This is a genomic window from Gardnerella sp. C0026F2 (genome assembly GCF_056590715.1).
The window spans coordinates 309,417-327,877 of sequence record NZ_JBWPWR010000002.1 but is presented as its reverse complement, the minus strand read 5'-3'; the positions used below and the strand labels follow the sequence as shown (position 1 = coordinate 327,877).

At 43.8% G+C, this 18,461-nt stretch carries 14 protein-coding genes; 6 read left to right on the top strand and 8 right to left on the bottom strand.

Going from position 1 to position 18,461, the window contains the following annotated elements; genetic code table 11:
- The first annotated feature begins 35 nt into the window (after window positions 1–35).
- The gene (locus AC1EK3_RS03860) at window positions 36–1,292 is read left to right on the top strand and encodes an ATP-binding protein (RefSeq protein WP_480033175.1); all 1,257 of its coding nucleotides are present in this window, start codon (window positions 36–38) and stop codon (window positions 1,290–1,292) included.
- A gap of 221 nt (window positions 1,293–1,513) precedes the next feature.
- On the opposite strand, the gene AC1EK3_RS03855 is transcribed toward AC1EK3_RS03860, so the two are convergent.
- Window positions 1,514–2,545 carry a hypothetical protein gene (locus AC1EK3_RS03855; RefSeq protein WP_480033176.1) on the bottom strand — a complete coding sequence of 344 codons (1,032 nt, stop codon included), beginning with the start codon at window positions 2,543–2,545 and terminating at the stop codon, window positions 1,514–1,516.
- A 171-nt stretch (window positions 2,546–2,716) separates the two neighbouring features.
- On the opposite strand from AC1EK3_RS03855, the gene nusA reads away from it, so the two are divergent.
- The 5 genes from nusA to ribF all read left to right on the top strand — a co-directional run bounded on the left by nusA (window position 2,717) and on the right by ribF (window position 9,984).
- Window positions 2,717–3,799 carry a transcription termination factor NusA gene (gene nusA, locus AC1EK3_RS03850; protein ID WP_480033177.1) on the top strand — a complete coding sequence of 361 codons (1,083 nt, stop codon included), beginning with the start codon at window positions 2,717–2,719 and terminating at the stop codon, window positions 3,797–3,799.
- Between the two features lie 320 nt (window positions 3,800–4,119).
- Complete coding sequence (infB, locus tag AC1EK3_RS03845; protein ID WP_415687908.1) at window positions 4,120–6,981, top strand: translation initiation factor IF-2; 2,862 nt, start codon at window positions 4,120–4,122, stop codon at window positions 6,979–6,981.
- A 2-nt stretch (window positions 6,982–6,983) separates the two neighbouring features.
- Window positions 6,984–7,529, top strand: a complete 546-nt coding sequence (gene rbfA / locus AC1EK3_RS03840; protein WP_480033178.1) for a 30S ribosome-binding factor RbfA — start codon at window positions 6,984–6,986, stop codon at window positions 7,527–7,529.
- 48 nt (window positions 7,530–7,577) lie between these two features.
- Window positions 7,578–8,681, top strand: coding sequence for a tRNA pseudouridine(55) synthase TruB (truB, locus tag AC1EK3_RS03835; protein ID WP_480033179.1), 1,104 nt, complete (start codon window positions 7,578–7,580; stop codon window positions 8,679–8,681).
- Between the two features lie 61 nt (window positions 8,682–8,742).
- Window positions 8,743–9,984, top strand: coding sequence for a bifunctional riboflavin kinase/FMN adenylyltransferase (gene ribF, locus AC1EK3_RS03830; RefSeq protein ID WP_415683299.1), 1,242 nt, complete (start codon window positions 8,743–8,745; stop codon window positions 9,982–9,984).
- Window positions 9,985–10,033: 49 nt separating this feature from the next.
- On the opposite strand, the gene AC1EK3_RS03825 is transcribed toward ribF, so the two are convergent.
- The 7 genes from AC1EK3_RS03825 to radA all read right to left on the bottom strand — a co-directional run bounded on the left by AC1EK3_RS03825 (window position 10,034) and on the right by radA (window position 18,407).
- Window positions 10,034–10,861, bottom strand: coding sequence for an amino acid ABC transporter ATP-binding protein (locus tag AC1EK3_RS03825; protein WP_119527066.1), 828 nt, complete (start codon window positions 10,859–10,861; stop codon window positions 10,034–10,036).
- The gene (locus AC1EK3_RS03820) at window positions 10,861–11,802 is read right to left on the bottom strand and encodes an amino acid ABC transporter permease (protein WP_480033180.1); all 942 of its coding nucleotides are present in this window, start codon (window positions 11,800–11,802) and stop codon (window positions 10,861–10,863) included. Before AC1EK3_RS03820 ends, AC1EK3_RS03825 begins: the two co-directional genes overlap by 1 nt.
- Before the next feature lie 211 nt (window positions 11,803–12,013).
- A complete protein-coding gene (locus tag AC1EK3_RS03815; RefSeq protein WP_415687243.1) occupies window positions 12,014–12,859 on the bottom strand; it encodes an ABC transporter substrate-binding protein in 846 nt (281 codons plus the stop codon).
- A 253-nt stretch (window positions 12,860–13,112) separates the two neighbouring features.
- Window positions 13,113–13,640, bottom strand: a complete 528-nt coding sequence (locus tag AC1EK3_RS03810; protein ID WP_415683301.1) for a cupin domain-containing protein — start codon at window positions 13,638–13,640, stop codon at window positions 13,113–13,115.
- Window positions 13,641–13,779: 139 nt separating this feature from the next.
- Window positions 13,780–15,201 (bottom strand): amidohydrolase family protein, encoded by a 1,422-nt coding sequence (locus AC1EK3_RS03805; protein WP_480033181.1) that lies wholly within the window; start codon window positions 15,199–15,201, stop codon window positions 13,780–13,782.
- A gap of 120 nt (window positions 15,202–15,321) precedes the next feature.
- Window positions 15,322–16,854, bottom strand: a complete 1,533-nt coding sequence (locus AC1EK3_RS03800; protein WP_480033182.1) for an adenosylhomocysteinase — start codon at window positions 16,852–16,854, stop codon at window positions 15,322–15,324.
- 53 nt (window positions 16,855–16,907) lie between these two features.
- Window positions 16,908–18,407 (bottom strand): DNA repair protein RadA, encoded by a 1,500-nt coding sequence (gene radA / locus AC1EK3_RS03795; protein ID WP_480033183.1) that lies wholly within the window; start codon window positions 18,405–18,407, stop codon window positions 16,908–16,910.
- Between the last annotated feature and the right edge of the window lie 54 nt (window positions 18,408–18,461).

Here is an 18,461-nt window from a genome sequence, read left to right as displayed (position 1 = left end):
TATAAAAACTACGTTTTTCGTGTATAGTTGTTTTTATGAGCGAATATTTTCCTAGACCAATTGCTGATGCTATTCTTCACGCAAAACGAAAAGTCGTAATTCTTGAAGGCGCAAGGGCTGTAGGCAAAACTATGATGTCAAAGCGTCAGCTTGTGTCTAAAGGGTTTTCATACGTGAGTCTTGCGGATGAAAATACGTTTGCGCTTGCCTCAACAGATTTATATGGGTGGCTAAAAAATCTTAGTACTCCAGTTGTTATTGACGAAGCGCAAAGACTTTCAGATCTTCCGCTTGCAATAAAAGAAATAGTTGATAATTCAACTTCAAACAGTCTTCAGTATGTTTTAACAGGTAGTGCGCTTATAAATCGCAACGGATTAGATGGTCAAGATCCTCTTGCTAGGCGTGCTCAGCACTTTATAATGAGTCCTTTTACTCAGTGCGAAATTACTCAAAATAGTGGAAATATTGTAGATAATCTTATAGAAAGTAATCCAAATCTTAAATATGAAAAAGAAATAAGCAGAGAAGAAGTATATAAAATGATGGCTGCTGGCGGATTCCCAGAATATCAGCAATCATATGATTCTTATGAAGATTGGGAACGCGAAAAGCTTGTGTCAAGCGATATTCTTGCGGTGTTGGGAGATACTATTCTTCCAGGAGAACGATTAGACAGAAGTTTGGCTGTTAGCATACTTAATAAATTGCTGTGTACGCCTGGTGGGATTCTTAACACGAGTTCAATAGGTCAAGATCTTGCTTTAGATAGGCGAACTATTGAGCGTTATGTTAGCGTATTCTTGCGCAGGTTTTTAATAAATGCGCTCCCGAATATAAAAACCGCGCCGAATCGTCAAACTTTTACTAGAGCTAAGATGCATTCGGTTGATACGTCTTTAAGCGTTCAAACAATGATCAGTAAAGGTCATAATCCTTTGGAAGATCCAGTTATGTATGGGAATTTGCTGGAAAGTTTTGTTGTAAATCAGATTATGCCTGCCGTGCAATGGTCTAAAATGCACCCGGATTGCTTCTACTGGCGTGAAACTGGCAGCAGTCCTAAAGAAGTTGACCTTGTGCTAAGTTTCCGTGGAAATCTGGTTGGGGTGGAAGTAAAAAGCTCTAGCATGTTGAATCGTAACGATTTTAAGGGACTTGTAGCTCTTTCGCGAAGACATGAATTTAAGTGCGGATACGTTGTTTATTTGGGTCAAAAAATTATGCAGTGGGCGGACAATTTGTGGGCAATACCATTAAGCGCACTGTGGGAGCGTGAAGCATTTGAATAACTTGAGATAAATAATTTAAGATTTATAAATATAAGTTTTGTAATATTCAGCTTGCATTTGTTATATATCTATGTTGAATATAAAAGAGGCCTGCTAGCTATTGCATAGTAGGTCTCTTTTTGCCGATTGCCCTTTCTGGGTAAGCGATTAGACAGTGTACGTTTTAAATAATGTAGTAACGACATTAGTTATACCTGTATTGGAGACCATACCAAATTATACTATTTCAAAACCAAATTTGTATCTGTTGGGTAGCCTAGAGCGTAGGCGCGCAATAGTCTGGAAGTAATCAGCTTTATTACAGCATCCTTAAAAACATTATTCGCTTGAACTTCAGAGTATTCGTATCCTGCTTCGTTGTCATTGTTTTTTGACGCGCTTTTAGTTTTATTTTCTTCAATAACTATTATTTGATTAAAAGCATCTAGCTCTTCTCTAGCACAATCCATATAAGCTATAGCCGTAATCGGCAGATCTTTTCCGCTTGCTGAATCATGTGTTTTTCCGCTTTCTAACGCCTCTTGAGGAATATCGTAAACTTTTTTGCGCAAGTCTGTTCCTTCTCCTGCAGCTCGCATAAGAGTTTGAGCGTTTGTTGACGCCATATCGCTGTATTCCAATGCTATATTTTGCTCTTTTCTCGCTGCTAGTGTTTGTAAAATAAAAGCAAGTTTGTCTTCAGCTTCTGCAGCTTGAGCTAAGGGTTGATGTGTCCATTTGAAGTCTTTGTAATGATTTATTACTTCTATAAGATTCGCGTATGAATCGTGCTCCATTTGTTGCGCTGTTGTAGTTTTTGTATTTTCTGAGCTTTCGTTTCCGTTTCTAGTTTCAGTTCCGTTTCCGTTTTCGCTTTTATTGCTTATATTATTTGAATTTTCATTACTATTTTTCTTCGAAAGCATTTCCCATTGAGCTTGCGTGCTGTATACAATGCTTTCGCTTAATCTTCCTGGGCATTGCTGAGCGACAGTTTTCCAATATTTCGCTGCTGTTTCAAAATCCTTAATGGATGTGTTATTTTTGTTCTTCTTGATTTCGCGCTGCTTTTTTTGTGCAAGCCTGTATGCTTTAGCGCATGCATTTTCTGGAGCTGCTGTGTGAACTGTATGCTCGACATGAATGTTTTGTAATGTTCCGCAAGCTGTTAGAAGTGGAGATATTAAAACGCATATAAGAAGCACGAGTGCTCTGGTAATATTGCGTTTTACTTGTTTGCGCATGTCATTTAACAAAACATAAAGTGTCTGCATAATCTACTAAAATAGCCACTGACTGTGACCAATATCGATTTATTAATTTGGTATTTGTTCTAAGTCTGTAACAATTAAAGCTAACTGTTATTAGAAGAAAAAAATAAGTGTGCTTTAATAGTTACAATTAATAATCATAAATTAATGCGTTATAACGAGAGGACGTGCGCGATGGAATTGGATTTGGCGGGAATGCATCAGCTTGCGGCACAGCAGGGGATTAATGCCGAGGAGCTGGACGAGGCGCTCGCCGAGGCCTTGCGTCTTGCGTATATGAAAACCGCTCATCCTGCAAAGCATGTGCGAGTTGAATTGGACGAACGTGCAGGTTCGTTCACTGTGTGGGCTAGGGATGAAATTCCTGGTAAACCTACTGAAGATGACCCGTATCCAGCTCCAACACTGGGGGAGGAGTATGACGATACTCCGCGTGATTTTGGTCGTTTAGCTGCTGCAACGGCTCGTCAAGTTATTAGTCAAATTTTCCGTAAAGCTGAAGATGACCGCGTATTTGGTGCGTTTTCTGGTCAAAAAGGAAAGCTTATTAACGGCATTATTCAACAAGACGCAAAAGATAACACTAATATCCACGTTGCTGTTGGAGACGTTGAAGCTATTTTGCCGCGTCGCGAGCAGGTTCCAGGTGAGCGTTACCGCCATGGCGAGCGTATTCGCGTATATGTTGTAAATGTTGCTCGTGGTTTGCGCGGTCCGGAAATTGTTGTTTCACGTTCGCATCCTGAATTAGTTCGTCGTCTTTTTGAGCGAGAAGTGCCGGAACTTGTTTCTGGAGCAGTTTCTATTATGTCGATTGCGCGTGAAGCTGGCGCTCGCACAAAGATTGCCGTTAGAGCTAATACTGAAGGTGTGAATCCAAAGGGTGCTTTAATTGGTCCTGGCGGTTCACGCGTGCGTGCTGTAATGGAAAACTTGGGTCAAGAGAAGATCGATATTGTCGATTGGTCATCTGATCCAGCAAAGTTTGTTGCTGCTGCTCTTTCGCCTGCTACTGCTACACAAGTGCAAGTAGTGAGTGAAAAGAATCAAACTGCAGTTGCTTTTATTCATGATGCTCAGCTTTCTCTTGCTATTGGAAAAGAAGGTCAGAACGCTCGTTTGGCTGCAAAGTTGACTGGTTGGAAGATTGGTATTGAGTCTGCAGAAGAGCATGCTAAGAAGGTTGCTGCAGTTCAAGCACAAAATGCGCAGCCTGCTTCAGCTGATTTGAATAATAACGCATCTGCTGCTGAATAGATTGTTAATCGAGAAGTGCTGAATATTGTTTTGTATTGATATTTCCGCAATGTTTAGCACTTCTTGATTGTTTATTTTGTTAGTGGTGTGCAAATAAAGTAGTCTCTTGCATGGCATTTAGCGACACTCGAGCCAATCCAACGTTTCGAGTATGCTAAAAGCTGGAATCTGGGCGAAAGGCAATAGCCATCGTCCGGCGGGAGACGAGGTATAAGATCATGGTCGCACGATGATATATCGCACGATAATAAATAATAAGCTCGCAATAATGTAAAGTGGTCGCGTGTACTAGCGCTGCCACAGACAGAGGAGAACACTGAGTGGTTAAAAAGCGCGTGTATGAACTGGCCAAAGAATTTGGTGTAGACAGTAAAACCGTGTTGGAGCGTTTGAAGAGCATGGGCGAATTTGTTAAGTCTGCTTCTTCAACAGTTGAGGCTCCAGTAGTCCGTCGTTTGCAAACAGCGTTAGCATCTGACGGAAATAAGTCCGAAAAGACATCTAGTGCAAGTAAGCCTGCTGCACCAAAAGCTAAGCCGCAGGCTAAACCTCAAGCTAAAGATTCGTCACACAGTGATTCTGTAGCAGACTCTTCTGCTAACAAGCCTGAGCATAACGCAGATTCTCATTCTGCTCCAAAACCGGGTGCAAATCATACTCGTTCAAACAATGCTTCCCGTTCTAATGCTGCTGCCGGCGAAAATAGAAAAAATGATCGTCGCAATGAGAATCGTGTTAATCGTGATAATCGCGGCGAATCTCGACAGCAAGCTCAAGGTCAATCTCACTCAGATCGTTCTCAAATGCCTCCTCGCCCTCGTCCACACCAGAATGCGCAAGGTGCAGGTGCATCTGCTCCACGTCCTGGTAATAATCCGTTTAGCCGTAAGCAAGGTATGCGTGCTCCTACACCTGGAGATATCCCACGTCCTCATCCGATGTCTCGCCCTGGCGCTGAAAATGGCCGCGGTGGTCGTCCGGGTCAAGCTGGCGCTGGAGCTCAAGGTTCGCGTGGTGAACGTGCAGAACGCGGTGGTCGCTCACGTGGCGGTCGTTCTGGTCAAGGTGGCGCACGCTCATCGCAGTGGTCAGGTCAGCGTCGCGGTCAAGGTGGCGCAGGTGCAGGCTCTGGTGCATCTTCTCGCCCATCTGCAGAATCTCGTTTTGCGTCTCAAGGAGCTAGCTTCCAGGCTGCTGCAGCAGGCGCACCTAATGGTGGTCCATCGCGTGGCGGCGGTCGCGGTCGTGCAGGAGCTGCAGGCGCATTCGGTCGTCAAGGTGGTAAATCTTCTAAGGCTCGTAAGAATCGCTTAGCGAAACGTCGTGAATACGAAGAGCTTAAAGCACCAGTGATTGGCGGTGTGCGTATTCCTTCTGGTAACGGCGCTACGATTCGCTTGCGTCAAGGCGCAACTCTTTCTGATTTGGCAGAAAAGATCGATGTAAATCCAGCAGCTTTGGTAACTGTTCTCTTCCACTTGGGTGAGATGGCAACAGCTACACAATCTTTGGATGAATCAACATTCCAAATTTTGGGTGAAGAAATCGGCTGGAATATCAGCATTGTTTCTGCTGAAGAAGAAGATAAAGAGCTTTTGCAGCAGTTTGACATCGATTTGGACGAAGAAGAGTTGCAAGAAGATGACGATTTGCAGTCTCGTCCGCCTGTAGTAACAGTTATGGGTCACGTTGATCACGGTAAAACTCGCTTGCTCGATACTATTCGTAAGTCGAATGTTATCGATCGCGAAGCAGGTGGCATTACTCAGCGCATCGGTGCTTATCAAGTAACTGTAAATCTTGAAGGAAAGCCTCGTAAGATTACGTTCCTCGATACTCCAGGTCACGAAGCGTTTACTGCTATGCGTGCTCGCGGTGCTGAGCTTACAGACGTTGCAATTCTTGTTGTTGCAGCAGACGACGGCGTGATGCCTCAGACTGTTGAAGCTATTAACCACGCTCAAGCTGCTCATGTGCCAATTGTTGTGGCTGTGAACAAGATTGATGTTGAAGGTGCTAACCCAGATAAGGTTCGCGGTCAGCTTACAGAATACGGTTTAGTTGCTGAAGAATACGGTGGCGACACCATGTTTGTGGATATTTCCGCAAAGCAGGGCACGAACGTCGATAAGCTTCTTGAAGCTGTGTTGTTGACTGCTGACGCTGAGCTTGATCCTAAGGCAAATCCAAATATGGATGCTCGCGGTGCAACTATTGAAGCTCGACTCGATAAGGGTCGTGGTGCTGTTGCTACTGTTCTCGTGCAGCAAGGTACTCTTCACGTTGGTGATTCTATTGTTGCTGGCACTTCTTATGGTCGTGTGCGCGCTATGCTTGACGAGAACGGCAAGCATTTGCAGGATGCGGCTCCTTCCACTCCTGTTCAGGTGCTTGGTTTGACTTCTGTTCCAACCGCTGGCGACTTGTTCTTGGTTACTTCGGACGACCGTTCTGCTCGTCAAATTGCAGAAAAGCGTGCAGCTACAGAGCGTGCAGCTCAGCTTGCAAAGCGCCGCAAGGTTGTGTCTCTTGAAAGCCTTAAGGAACAGTTCGCTAAGTCTGAAGTTGACATGCTGAACATCGTTATTAAGGGTGATTCTTCTGGTTCTGTTGAAGCTTTGGAAGATTCCTTGATGAAGATTGAGGTCTCTGAGGAAGTTGGCATCCAGGTTATTCACCGCGGTGTTGGTGCAATTACTCAGAACGATGTGAACTTGGCAACTGTCGATAAGGCTGTGATTATTGGCTTCAACGTGCGTCCAAACCGTCAGGTTGCTGATTTGGCTGATCGCGAAGGCGTGGAAGTTAAGTACTACTCGGTCATTTACAAGGCAATCGAAGATATCGAAGCTGCTTTGAAGGGTATGCTTAAGCCAGAATTTGAAGAGGTTGTCACATCTCACTCTGAGATTCGCGAAATCTTCCGTTCTTCCAAGTTCGGCAATATTGCTGGTGTTATGGTTCAAGATGGCGAAGTCAAGCGCGGTACGAAGTGCCGTATTTTGCGCGACGGCGTTGCTACAGTCAACGACCTGGAGATTTCCAGCTTGCGTAGGTTTAAGGATGACGTACAATCCGTTAGCGAAGGTTACGAAGCTGGTATTAATCTCGGCAGCTTCAACGACATTGAGCTTGGCGATATAATCGAAACCTTTGAAATGAAGCAGATTGAGCGCAAGTAATTATGGCAGGAACGAATCCTAGAGCTGCACGTATTGCAGCATTAATTCAGCGCGTAATCGCTTCCAATATGGAATCGCATTTGCATGATAAGCGTTTGGCGAGTGTGACTATTACGGAAGTGCGCGTTACGAACGATTTGCAAATTGCAAAGGTTTACTGGACTCAACTTGGTCACGAAGGCAAAGAGCAGGGCGAGCGTCAGCGTGCAGCACAAGCTTTGCAGCAGGCTCACGGTCGTCTGCGCTCTTTGGTCGGTGCAAAAGCTGGATTGCGTTTGACTCCTCAATTGAAATTCATTTATGACGAAGTGCCGTCTGAAGCGCATGAAATTGAGGATATTCTTGTTGCAGCTCGTCATCGTGATGAAGAATTAGCTAAGTTGCGTGAAAATGCTAAGTATGCTGGCGATGTCGATCCGTATAAGAAGCCGCGCGAAGTTGAAGAATCTGACGACGATTTCGATGACGACGACGATGCCTTTGAAGAGGACGATGCCTTTGAAAGCGACGACTTTGAAGACACGTCTGAATCGTCTGACAACAATTAAATCTCAAAGCAAACTCAATGTGAATCGTATAGTAGCTAGATTTAACTTATGTGCATACCAGATTCAGGATTACTGCTTGTAGATAAGCCTCAGGGTGTTACAAGTCACGATATTGTTGCATGCGCTCGTCATTTGTTGCATACAAAACGAGTTGGGCACGCAGGAACGCTTGATCCTATGGCAACAGGATTGTTAATCATAGGTTTTGGCAACGCAACGCGACTTTTAAATTACATGTTGGGGCACAATAAAACCTACGAAGCAGTAATCCGCTTAGGAGAAGCAACTACTACTGATGACGCAGAAGGTGAAATTCTTCCGGATGACGCATTAAATATAGGTCCGGGGGTTCACGTCGCTAATAAAGACATGTCTTTTGAAAAGTCACTGTCTTTTGAGCGAATTAAGCAAGTTGTTAGTGAAAATTTAGTAGGCAAAATTATGCAAGCTCCTACTGCTTTTTCTGCTATTAAAATTAACGGTCAACGCGCTTATGATTTGGCGCGCGAAGGAAAGTCAGTAGAGATTGCTCCTAGAGAGATATTTGTTAGTGATTTTTCAGTGAGTAATCCTCGAATTACTAGGGGAGTGAGTGGGAAACTCGTATGCGATATATCTGCAAAAGTTTCTTGCAGTAGTGGAACATATATTCGCGCTTTAGCTCGCGATTTAGGTCGCTTACTAGGAGTTGGTGGACATCTTACTCAGCTTCGTCGCACTAGCATTGGTGATTTTTCGGTTGCTGATTCGCGAGTTCTTAAACTTCGCGCTCAAATGCGAGAATTTACTGATCGCAATGGAGTATTGCAGCATCGCTCAAAAGCAGTTCCTAGTGACGATTTTGACGCAAATAATATGCTTCCTAAAATTTGCTTAAATATGATGGATGCAGCTTCGTATTCGCTTCCAACTTTAAGCATTGATGAGAATCAAGCTAAAGACTTACGTTTTGGGCGCTGGATTGAGCTTAAATCTGGCATAAATTACGAAAATTATCCTGCAATAGCGTACGTTCCAAACGCAAATACTGAGGAATGTGACGTTGTTGCAGTAGTTGAATTGACAAAAAATATAAAAAGTAATCAAATCAAACCAATTGTGGTATTTCCGGCAAGCGAGAAGACTGGTAAACTAGATAAGTATTTAAAATAACGAATTGCGTATTTTGCGTAGTTTGCTTGAGTAATGCTTGAACGCGGATAGTAAGGATATCATGAAGGTCATCGACATTCGACCAGATGCCAACGGCATGATTAATTGGCCAACGTTAAGTGCGGAGCGTAAAGCGGTTGTTACCATTGGCGTATTCGACGGCATGCACAAAGGTCATCGCGAGGTTATTCGTCGTACTGTGGATCTTGCGCATCGTCATGGAGCGTTTTCAGTAGTGATTATGTTTGATCCACGTCCAAGCGTAGTGCATGCTAATCCTGATTTATACGATGATTTTGGCGACGTTAATTCTAAACTTCCGGACGATCCTGATGCTCTTACAAGCGTGCGTCAACGTTTGCGCGTGATGTCGCAGTTGGATGTTGATCATGTTGTGATTGTGCGCTACAGCCTTGCTTTTGCTGCAAAATCGTACCGTTTCTTCTTAGGCCAGCTTGTTGGAAAGCTTGGTATGCGAGCATTAGTTCTTGGCTCTGATGCTGCGCTTGGTGCTCGTCGTGCTGGTGATATTAAAGCAATTCGTGAGTTGTCTCAAGCAACTGGAGTTTTTGAGCTTATTGAAGTAGAGGATTTGGGTCCAGATGACGTTCGCGTGCCTGATCCTATTGTTCATGAAGTTCCACAGGAGCCTGGAGATCCTAAAGATCCTTCTGAGGGCATGAATAAAGCTGAATATCGTGCTTGGAGTAAGAGCATGCCAAATAAGAAAGTGCGTGCTTGGAGTTCTACAAATGTGCGCTGGATGTTGGCTACTGGTCGAGTCAAAGAAGCGCGTGAAATTTTGGATCAGCCGCATCGCGTTGAAGGAACAGTAGTTCATGGAGACGAGCGTGGGCGCGAGATTGGATTCCCAACAGTAAATCTTGGCGAAAAAATTGAAGGCTATGTGCCAGTTGATGGCGTGTATGCAGGTTGGGTTGTTGATTTAGATGCTGACAATAAGAACGATGTCAGGCCATCGAAAAATGCTGTTCCAGATGTGAGTGTTTTGCGTCGTGATGAGCTTCATTTAGGCGTTCATTCTCCGTGGCGTTGGCCTGCTGCGATTTCTATTGGAACTAAGCCAACATTTAATAAAGATGGCGAAGAAGATGCAGAGCGCACTGTTGAAGCTTACGGATTGTTCGACGATTGGAAAGACTTGTACGGGCATCGCGTTTGCATTGAGTTTGCTAGTTTCTTGCGTCCGCAACAGGCTTTTGACTCAGTTGACGCGCTAAAAGATATGCTCAAAGCTAATGTTGAGCAAGTGCGCGAGATTACGCAGTCAGAAAATATTTAATCTTAAAAACTAGCTTTTAGTTAGTAACTTTCAGATAGTCACGTTTGCTTTAGTGGTGGAACGACTTAAAGAAGTTTTGCGTTTCTGGGTCTGTGCATGCGTCCATAACTTCGTATGGCGTTCCGTTTTCTGCCACAATGCCGTTTCTCAGCAAAACAATCCTGTCTGCTGCTTCGTGTGCGAAATGCATTTCGTGCGTTGCCATCAGGATTGTTGTTCCTTGTGCTTTTAGCTCCGAAACCATGTCTAAAACTTCCCCAACGAGCATAGGGTCAAGAGCGGAAGTAATCTCATCTAAAAGCAAAAGCTGTGGGCTTGTCATAAGCGCTCGCGCAATCGCAACTCTCTGCTGCTGTCCACCAGAAAGCTGATCAGGATAAGACTTTGCTTTATTTTCAAGCTTAATCCTAGCTAGAAGCTCCATTGCGCGGCTTTCTGCGCGATCTTTATCCCAGTGGTGTACTTTACGCGCGGCTAAAGTAACGTTATCCAAAACGGTCATGTGCGTGAAAAGATTGAATTGTTGGAATACGACTCCAATTTGAGACCGTATTTTATCCTGGTTTACGCGAGGGTCAGTAATATCCGTATTTCCAAGCCAAATTTGCCCGTCGTCCACGCACTCAAGCAAATTAATGCACTTCATAAGAGTGGATTTTCCGCTTCCGGAAGGGCCAAGAAGTGCCACTACTTCGTGTGAAGCGATATCAAACGAAATACCCTTAAGAACAGGAGTTGAGTTATATGATTTACGAATATTGCTTAAGCGCAAAACTGGAGTTGAATCTGAGTTATCGTTTGCGTTTGTTTGCTCGCTCATTTTCTGATTTGCTTTCTGATTTGCTTTCTGATTTTCACGCTGATTTAAGTTATTCATCACACAGTTCCTCCGTTAAGCTCGCGTTTGCGCAACCTTGCTGTATACCAATCGTTCAGCACAATAAACGGAATACTTAGCGCTATGAACACGACGCTTGCCACAACGTAAGGCGTAAAATTATAAGAAGTTGCAACAGATATTTGCGCAGCTCTAACAGCGTCAACAGCACCTAAAACAGATATAAGTCCAGCGTCTTTTTGCATTGATATAAAATCGTTCATTAATGCAGGCGCAACTTTCCTTAAACCAAGCGGAATTACCACTAATCGCACAGTTTGCCCGGATGTTAATCCTAACGATCTTGCGGATGCTCGCATAGAAGGGTGAACGTCCTCAAAACCTGCTCGCAATACCTCTCCGACATATGCGGAGTAGCTCATAACAATGGCGATTGTGCCAAGTATTGACGGCGGAATGCGTCCAAAAAGTTGCAATCCAGGTATGCCAAAGCCGATTAAGTAAAGCACAACAAGCATTGGTATGCCGCGCATAATAGTCGTATAAAATTGCGCTATGACTCGCAAAGGGAACAGCAGTGGGCTTGTGCTTGTGCGTATAACTGCGATTAAAGTTCCGAGTATTGCCACACCAATAACAGCGAATACAAGAACTTGCAGATTAAGCATTAAACCTTGCAAAACAGATGGCAAAGATATCATAAAGTATTTGCCAGAGAAGAATGTTTCGCGTACTCTTGGCCAACCTGGGCTCATTGCAAGCGTTATAACAACAACTCCAACAAGAACAACAGTGCTGAGAATACTGATTCCTACAGAACGTAGGTTCTGCTTCTTTCTTATAAGTCGACGATTCCGCTCTACTTCGCTTACGTTTGCGTTTTCTACGTTCGCTTTGCTTGACGTATTGACATTGTAGTCTTCTGCGGATGTTGTTTTATTCGTTCGGGTTTCAGCAGTATTGCCTGTAAGTGCTGTCATTGGCGTAGCCTTAAGCCTTTCAACGCGATGAACATTCCTTAGTTATTGTACTAAAGCATTTAAGTACTTCAAACGATTATTTATTTAATTAAAATAAATGTGTTTTATCTGAAATTATTTAAGCGGTAAATCAAAGTGATTGCGCACTTAAATTTACCGCTTAAATATATAGCTTATTTTACAATTCGTTTGGTGTGGCGCGAGTTTTGCTTTACTTCAACTCGCGAACTTTAGTCGTAAACTCAGCAAGCCACTTATCTTGCAGCTTCTTAAGCGTACCGTCTTTCTCAAGTTCATTAATAGCTTTAGTAACATCTTTAGTGAGCTTCGAATCCTTAGGAAGCACAATTCCCATGCCTTCCTTATCTTCAGAACCAGCAATCTGACCAACCACAGTGCTGTTCTTAACTTCGTCGGTTTGAACCATTACGAAAGCAGAAGGAGTGTCTATAACAAGTGCGTCAATTTGACCTGAGTTCAAAGCTTGAGCTAAAGCATCGTTGTCGTTAAAGGTTTGAATATCGCCCTTAATCTTCTTAGCAGCATCGTAGCTAGTAGTTCCAACCATTGCGCCAATAGTAGAGGACTTCAAATCTGCAAGCGACTTAGCTGAAGCGAATTTTCCGTCTTTTTTAACTACTACGGACTGAGTTGCGTTGTAGTAGCTTGGGGAGAAGTCTACTGTTTTCTTGCGTTCTTCTGTGATCGAGAACTGCTGAATGTTAAAATCAAAATCTTTTGGACCAGGGGTTACGGCAGAGTCGAAAGTTGTGCGAACCCACTTAACATGACTTTTATCGTAGCCGAGCTTTTTGGCCACAGCGTACGCAACTGCTGATTCGAATCCTTCGCCGTTTTCAGGCTTGTTATTGTGAATCCACGGCTCGTATGCTGGCTGAGCGGTTCCAACTGTGAGCACATTTGCTTCTACAGTTTTGTTACCTTCAGACTTACTTCCGCCGCATGCTGCGGTTCCTGCTAAAGTTGCTACGCTTAGCAGAGCTGCTGCAAACCTTATAGCATGTTTAATCAGCGTCTTACGATAACGAATAGTCATATTCTCTCCTTTTATATCATTGTGTATTGGCTGATAATTGCAATACTTTCGAAATTTTATTGTATAAATTATGTACTTCGCGTAGCAGATTCTGCGATTCTTCTGTATTTACGCAAGTGCGTGCGGCAAGTGCGTGAGTAAGCTGCGCAAAACAAGTCTATATTAAGATACCGGAATAGTAAGCCCTGTTGTTATTGCAGTTACTTATAGCAAGTTATAGAATCCGCGAAAAATCAGCGTGACGCACAAATCTTTAAGCTAAATCAAATCCGCTAAAAGTAAATCCAGGACTTACAACGCACGAAACTAGAACATCTGCATTGCTAGGAACTGTTCGCTGCCAAGTTCCAGCAGGAATCACAAGGTGTCCACGCACTTCTAAGCCTTTACTATTCTCACTATTTCCAAGTGTAAATCTCTGCAAATCAGCTTCGTCACAAGGGCTTTTAGCGCATCCTCCAAGCTCAATCGTAAGATTTGCAGGTCCGTGCCAAAGCCAAATCTCGTCTGCGTCAACCTTATGCCATGCGCTTGAATCTCCAGCGGGAAGAAGGAAGTAAATAAGCGATGCCAATGGTCTTGGTGCGTCTGCACTAGCGTTCTCGTCGACTTTCGTATTGATTGCGCTCGCGTCTGAAATATTTTCAGTGTTGGCTTCGTTGTAAAGCTGCGATGCTTGCCAGTCGCGGTTATACCAGCCGCCTTCTGGGTGGGCTTCTAGGTGCAGTTCTTTAACTAGATTCTTTGCGTAATCGCTCATATTTTCTAAGCTGACACTCATTGTAATATCCTATTTTTATTTGATTTGACTTGTATTTTGTTGTTTTGCTGGGTAAGTGTTTGGTAGGCGATATTTTGTAAGTATTGTCGCGTAAGCGCTACTTTGCAAGCGCTACTTTGCAAGCGCTACTTTGCAAGCGCTACTTTGCAAATGCGCCGTTGTTATAAGCAAGATTTCCAGAAATAACGGTAGCCTTCGCACTACCGGCACCGTGGCGAACAAAATTGTGCAAAGTTTCCTCAATTCCTTGAGGAGAATCCGTATCGGTTTGAATATCAAAGAAAGAAAGATCTGCTGTAGCTCCAGCGTTAATCTGACCAATTCTGTGTGGTCCAACGTGTAGGCCCATAACGCTTGCTCCGCCCAAAGTCATCATTCTTATAATTCGATGAGATAAATCATCTTTTCTATAACCTTGAGCTGTTGCTAAATCGTAAACTTTCGCGGCATCGTCCAAAACGTCAAGAGATGGTGAAGAAGATAGCGAATCCGTGCCAATAGCAAGCAAATTACCTTCTTCCATGTAGTCGCGAATTGGTGCGTCTCTTTCTGTAACAGTAATGCGGTTAGATCTTGGGCAAAGCGCAACTCCAACTCCACGCTGACGTAAAATCCTTCTATCTTCGCCATCTGCCCAAACTCCGTGCGCAATATGAACGTCTGGCCCAAGAGAGCCAAGCTGATCCAAAAACTGAATTGCGGAAGCTGTCATTCCGTGCTCTTTCAGCTCGCTGTAGCTTGTCCAAATGTTTGCGTTCCAATCTGGAGCTGAATACGTGGTCAGAGTATCTGCGTGATTTCCTGCTTCCATTGGGGTTTCGGCCAAGTGTATATGCAATCGCATGTTCAGCTGTCTTGCAATATCCGGCAAGTCCACAAAAGGCTCAGTTTCTAAGCTGTAAGGAGCGTGTGGGCTAATTCCTATGCTTGGCACGCTTCCATTGTTCATCATATGCTCAAGCATTTTAAGCAGCTTAGCGTAGCCTTCTTCCTTCCAATCAACGTTTTTCCAGCCCATTACTTCCCAGTAGGCTATTCCGTGCATTCCCTGGCTTGCGAGCGCTCCAACGGCTTCAATGTCGGTTACAATATCGGCTGCAGCAGTTGTGCCAGCTTCAACCATCATTCTGGCGCCTTCGTATGCTGAAGTTTTCCAAGGCGTTATAGAAGGGTTTTGTTTCTTTTCTTCTTGGAGCTTGTCGTATACGACGTTGAATCCCTGTTCCCAATCGTGAAAATTGCGATATTCTCCTAGTCCAACGCTTGCCATATTCGTGTATTGCAAATGCGTGTGGGCGTTAATAAGGCCAGGTGTCATAAGCCCATGCCAATGCTTCTCATTGTTGAACATTTGCTTGTAGGATTCGCTTGGCATCTCGTCTTTTAGAGTGTTCAGCACCCACTGTCTTGTTCCAACGTGTACAACGTGTCCGTTAGATACTGCTACGGCTCCTTCGGTAATAATAGGTCCTGTTACTGGAATAACCATCGCTGCGCTATACAATGTGACTTCGTTAAGTGGCGTTGGGTGGGCGAGTGCGCGTATTGGATCTTGAAGCATTGTGTTCCTTATGGAATTGTTATTAAATAATTTCGTTGTTTTACTTTATTATTGCTCAGTTTTATTATGTTTTTGTTAATTAGATTTTAGTCAATTGAACTTTTGTTAATTGAATTTTAGTTAATTTGATTCTTCTTCTGCAAATCGCGTTAAATCCCATCTGTAGCCGTTGTTTTTATTAGCTTCACTCGCGCTGTAACCTCGTTTTTCTAATGCAATACTCGCTATTTGGTTATCGGAAGCTTCGGGTAGCTGGTAGATTCCAGCATTAAGGCGATTTTTCCCGTTATTGCTTTTGTTTGCATTTTTCCCATTGTGCTCTAGTAAATATGCAACTGCGCTCACCTGAACTGCAAAACTAAAGTCCATTATTTCAATCGGATTTCCGCCTCCAGTAGTGTAGTTGGTTCCGTCGCCTTCGCTTATCAGTGTGATTTGTGGGCCGTTCGGAACCTGAATTTGCCTTTGCGATGTTCCAACAATTGGCTTAAAATCGCGTATTTCGTCTAGCGCAATTTCGTTTGCGATTCCGCCAATAACTGCCAAAATCGCATTTTCTTGCATTTTTTGCATGTGTTGCAAAGTTATAGTGTGACGAACTCCAGTTGCCGAAACAATCATTGTGCTTGAAGTAACAGCGCATTCAAGGTTTTTAGCTTCAAATCCGTCGAATACTGCGCGCAAAGATTGAACTGGATTTGTGTCGCAAATAGTAACGTTAGCGCCGAGAGCGCGTATTCTTAATGCAAAACCGCGACCAACCGGGCCATACCCAACTACCGTAACTTTAGCGTTTCTAAAACATGCGCTTCCAAGAACTTTCTGCATTGTTGTAACGCATGTTTCGCCAGTCCCGTGCCGGTTGTCAAAGTCGGTTTTTAAGGCGCTGTTGTTTACTGCGATTACTGGGTAGTTTAGCTGGCCAGCTTCTTGCATTGCTTCGAAAGCGCGCACTCCGCTTGTTGTTTCTTCCGCAACTCCTATTAGTTTTTCTGCTATTTGCGGGCGCTCTAAGCTTGCCAGTCGTGCAAAACTAGCTCCGTCGTCAATGATTATGTTTGGCTGTATTTCGTCTAAGAGTTTTAGTGCGCCTTCGTGTGTTTGTGCAGGTGTCCAACTGCGATTTGCTTGTACTACAATTCCTTCTTTTTTAAGCTGATCTGCTACTCGCTGATCCGTTTCGTCTGGTGCACAAAAAACGCCAACTGTTGCTCCATAAGCGTGTAATTCCCTAAGTAACACAGCTGTTTTTGGCTCCAACACAAGGCAAACAGCTATTCTGACTCCTTGCAAGTCAAGTTCTTTTTTTCGCAATTCGCTAAGAAGTGTTTGCATCACGGGCATGTGTTTTTGCGCGTAGTCGATTGCGTCTTTTCCGCTTAAGCTAGGGGCGTTAATAGTAGTGTTTTTTAGGTTTTCTAATGATTGTGTGGCGTCAAAATCTGCATCTTTTTTGCAGGTTGTAGGAATTATTCCCCAGGACTGTGAGCTTTTTAGGAATTTTTCAATATTTTTGTTGTTATTTTTAGTATTATTTTCAGCACTATCGTAAGTATTATTTTCTGCAGTATCGTCAACAAGCACGCGCGATCCAGCAAGCGAGCGATTTGTCATTTGCGAAGCAACAGACACCCATTCGCTAAAGTCAATCATATTAAACTCCTATATTAATTCCTAAAATTGCAAATCTATAAAATCACGAATCTTCACAATCCAAGCGCTTGTAACGCATCTCGAACGTTGCGCACTTCAACAATCTGCAATCCTGGAATATTAATCTTTTTTCGAAGCGGGCACACAACAGCGCGCTTATATCCTATTCGCGCAGCCTCACGCAATCGCGGCTCTATTCTTGGCACTGGGCGAACTTGACCAGTTAAGCTCATCTCACCAATTGCGCAAGTTTGAGGAGTTACTGCTTTCCCGGCGGCAGCGCTAGTTAAAGCTGCTACAATTGCCAAGTCGCAAGATGGCTCTTTTGCCAACGCTCCTGCAATAGTAGATACGTACAAATCTTTTGCAAGTAAATTAACGCGTCCGTGACGATACAAAACTGCTGTAAGCATTGCAAGACGGTTAGAATCAACACCTGAAACTGCACGGCGAGGAGTGGGCAGAGCTGATTGCGTTACAAGTGATTGTATTTCAATCGGCAGGCTTCTGTGTCCTTCAAGCGTAAAAGTGACGCAAGTTCCGTCGTTTGTGCCATCTTGCGCATTTTTACCTTGATTATCGTTTTCTGTAGAAGACAAAAACAGTCCGGAAGGATCCGGCACTTCCTCAATTCCTTCACCGCTCATATCGAAGCAGCCAACTTCGTCTGTAGGTCCAAAGCGATTCTTTACAGCTCTTAGCATGCGTAGAGCTGTTTGTGTATCGCCCTCAAATTGACATACTGTGTCAACTAAATGCTCAAGCGTACGCGGCCCTGCTATTGAACCATCTTTTGTAACGTGCCCAACTAAAAGTATCGGAATATTGTTAGTTTTAGCAACGTCTATAAGTGCGCTCGCAACTTCTCTAACTTGTGTAGAACCGCCTGTAATGCCATCTACTTCTTGTGCGGAAATCGTTTGCGCAGAATCGACAATAGCAAGCGTAGGATGATGCGTTTCAATAAGATCTAGTACAGTGTCAAGATCGCCTGTTGTTGCAAGTAATAAATAATCGTTTACAGCGTTAATTCTAGACGCGCGCAATTTAACTTGCGCTGCTGATTCCTCGCCGGAAATATACAATACAGGGGGAGCGTTGCTTTCTTTTGATTGTTTAGATACGTAAGCTGCTGTTTTTAGAAGTAGTGTTGATTTTCCGATACCTGGCTCTCCAGCTACAAGAGTTACGGAGCCTGGCACAAGTCCTCCGCCTAATACGCGATCGAATTCGCTAAAACCAGTGTGGATGCGCATTGCGTCGTCTGCTTGAATTTCGCTAATTGGTTGCGCGGACGTTGTTGAATCGAGAGTTGAATGCGCGATATTGCGATTGGAAGTAGTTATGCTATCTGGTGAATAGGTGCGCGATGCTGTTGTGTGCATTGCTGTTGCTCGCGATGCACGTGTTGTACGAGATAATCCGCTAACTCGCGCTTCTCTAAACTCGTTCACTGTGCCCCATTCGCCACATTCAGGGCAGCGACCGTACCATTTTGAGCCGCTCCAGCCGCATTCGGAGCATAAATAGTGAAGAGTAGATTTACTAGCCATATCTCGACGCTATACGCTTTATTAGACAATCATATTTTGTATTTGTTTTTGATT

Excerpts from the sequence above, each read along its gene's own strand:
- radA (WP_480033183.1), bottom strand. The coding sequence starts at position 18,407 with ATGGCTAGTAAATCTACTCTTCACTATTTATGCTCCGAATGCGGCTGG.
- AC1EK3_RS03860 (WP_480033175.1), top strand. The coding sequence starts at position 36 with ATGAGCGAATATTTTCCTAGACCAATTGCTGATGCTATTCTTCACGCA.
- AC1EK3_RS03815 (WP_415687243.1), bottom strand. The coding sequence starts at position 12,859 with ATGACTATTCGTTATCGTAAGACGCTGATTAAACATGCTATAAGGTTT.
- truB (WP_480033179.1), top strand. The coding sequence starts at position 7,578 with ATGTGCATACCAGATTCAGGATTACTGCTTGTAGATAAGCCTCAGGGT.
- AC1EK3_RS03800 (WP_480033182.1), bottom strand. The coding sequence starts at position 16,854 with ATGATTGACTTTAGCGAATGGGTGTCTGTTGCTTCGCAAATGACAAAT.
- rbfA (WP_480033178.1), top strand. The coding sequence starts at position 6,984 with ATGGCAGGAACGAATCCTAGAGCTGCACGTATTGCAGCATTAATTCAG.
- AC1EK3_RS03825 (WP_119527066.1), bottom strand. The coding sequence starts at position 10,861 with ATGAATAACTTAAATCAGCGTGAAAATCAGAAAGCAAATCAGAAAGCA.
- nusA (WP_480033177.1), top strand. The coding sequence starts at position 2,717 with ATGGAATTGGATTTGGCGGGAATGCATCAGCTTGCGGCACAGCAGGGG.
- AC1EK3_RS03855 (WP_480033176.1), bottom strand. The coding sequence starts at position 2,545 with ATGCAGACACTTTATGTTTTGTTAAATGACATGCGCAAACAAGTAAAA.
- ribF (WP_415683299.1), top strand. The coding sequence starts at position 8,743 with ATGAAGGTCATCGACATTCGACCAGATGCCAACGGCATGATTAATTGG.
- AC1EK3_RS03820 (WP_480033180.1), bottom strand. The coding sequence starts at position 11,802 with ATGACAGCACTTACAGGCAATACTGCTGAAACCCGAACGAATAAAACA.
- AC1EK3_RS03805 (WP_480033181.1), bottom strand. The coding sequence starts at position 15,201 with ATGCTTCAAGATCCAATACGCGCACTCGCCCACCCAACGCCACTTAAC.
- AC1EK3_RS03810 (WP_415683301.1), bottom strand. The coding sequence starts at position 13,640 with ATGAGTGTCAGCTTAGAAAATATGAGCGATTACGCAAAGAATCTAGTT.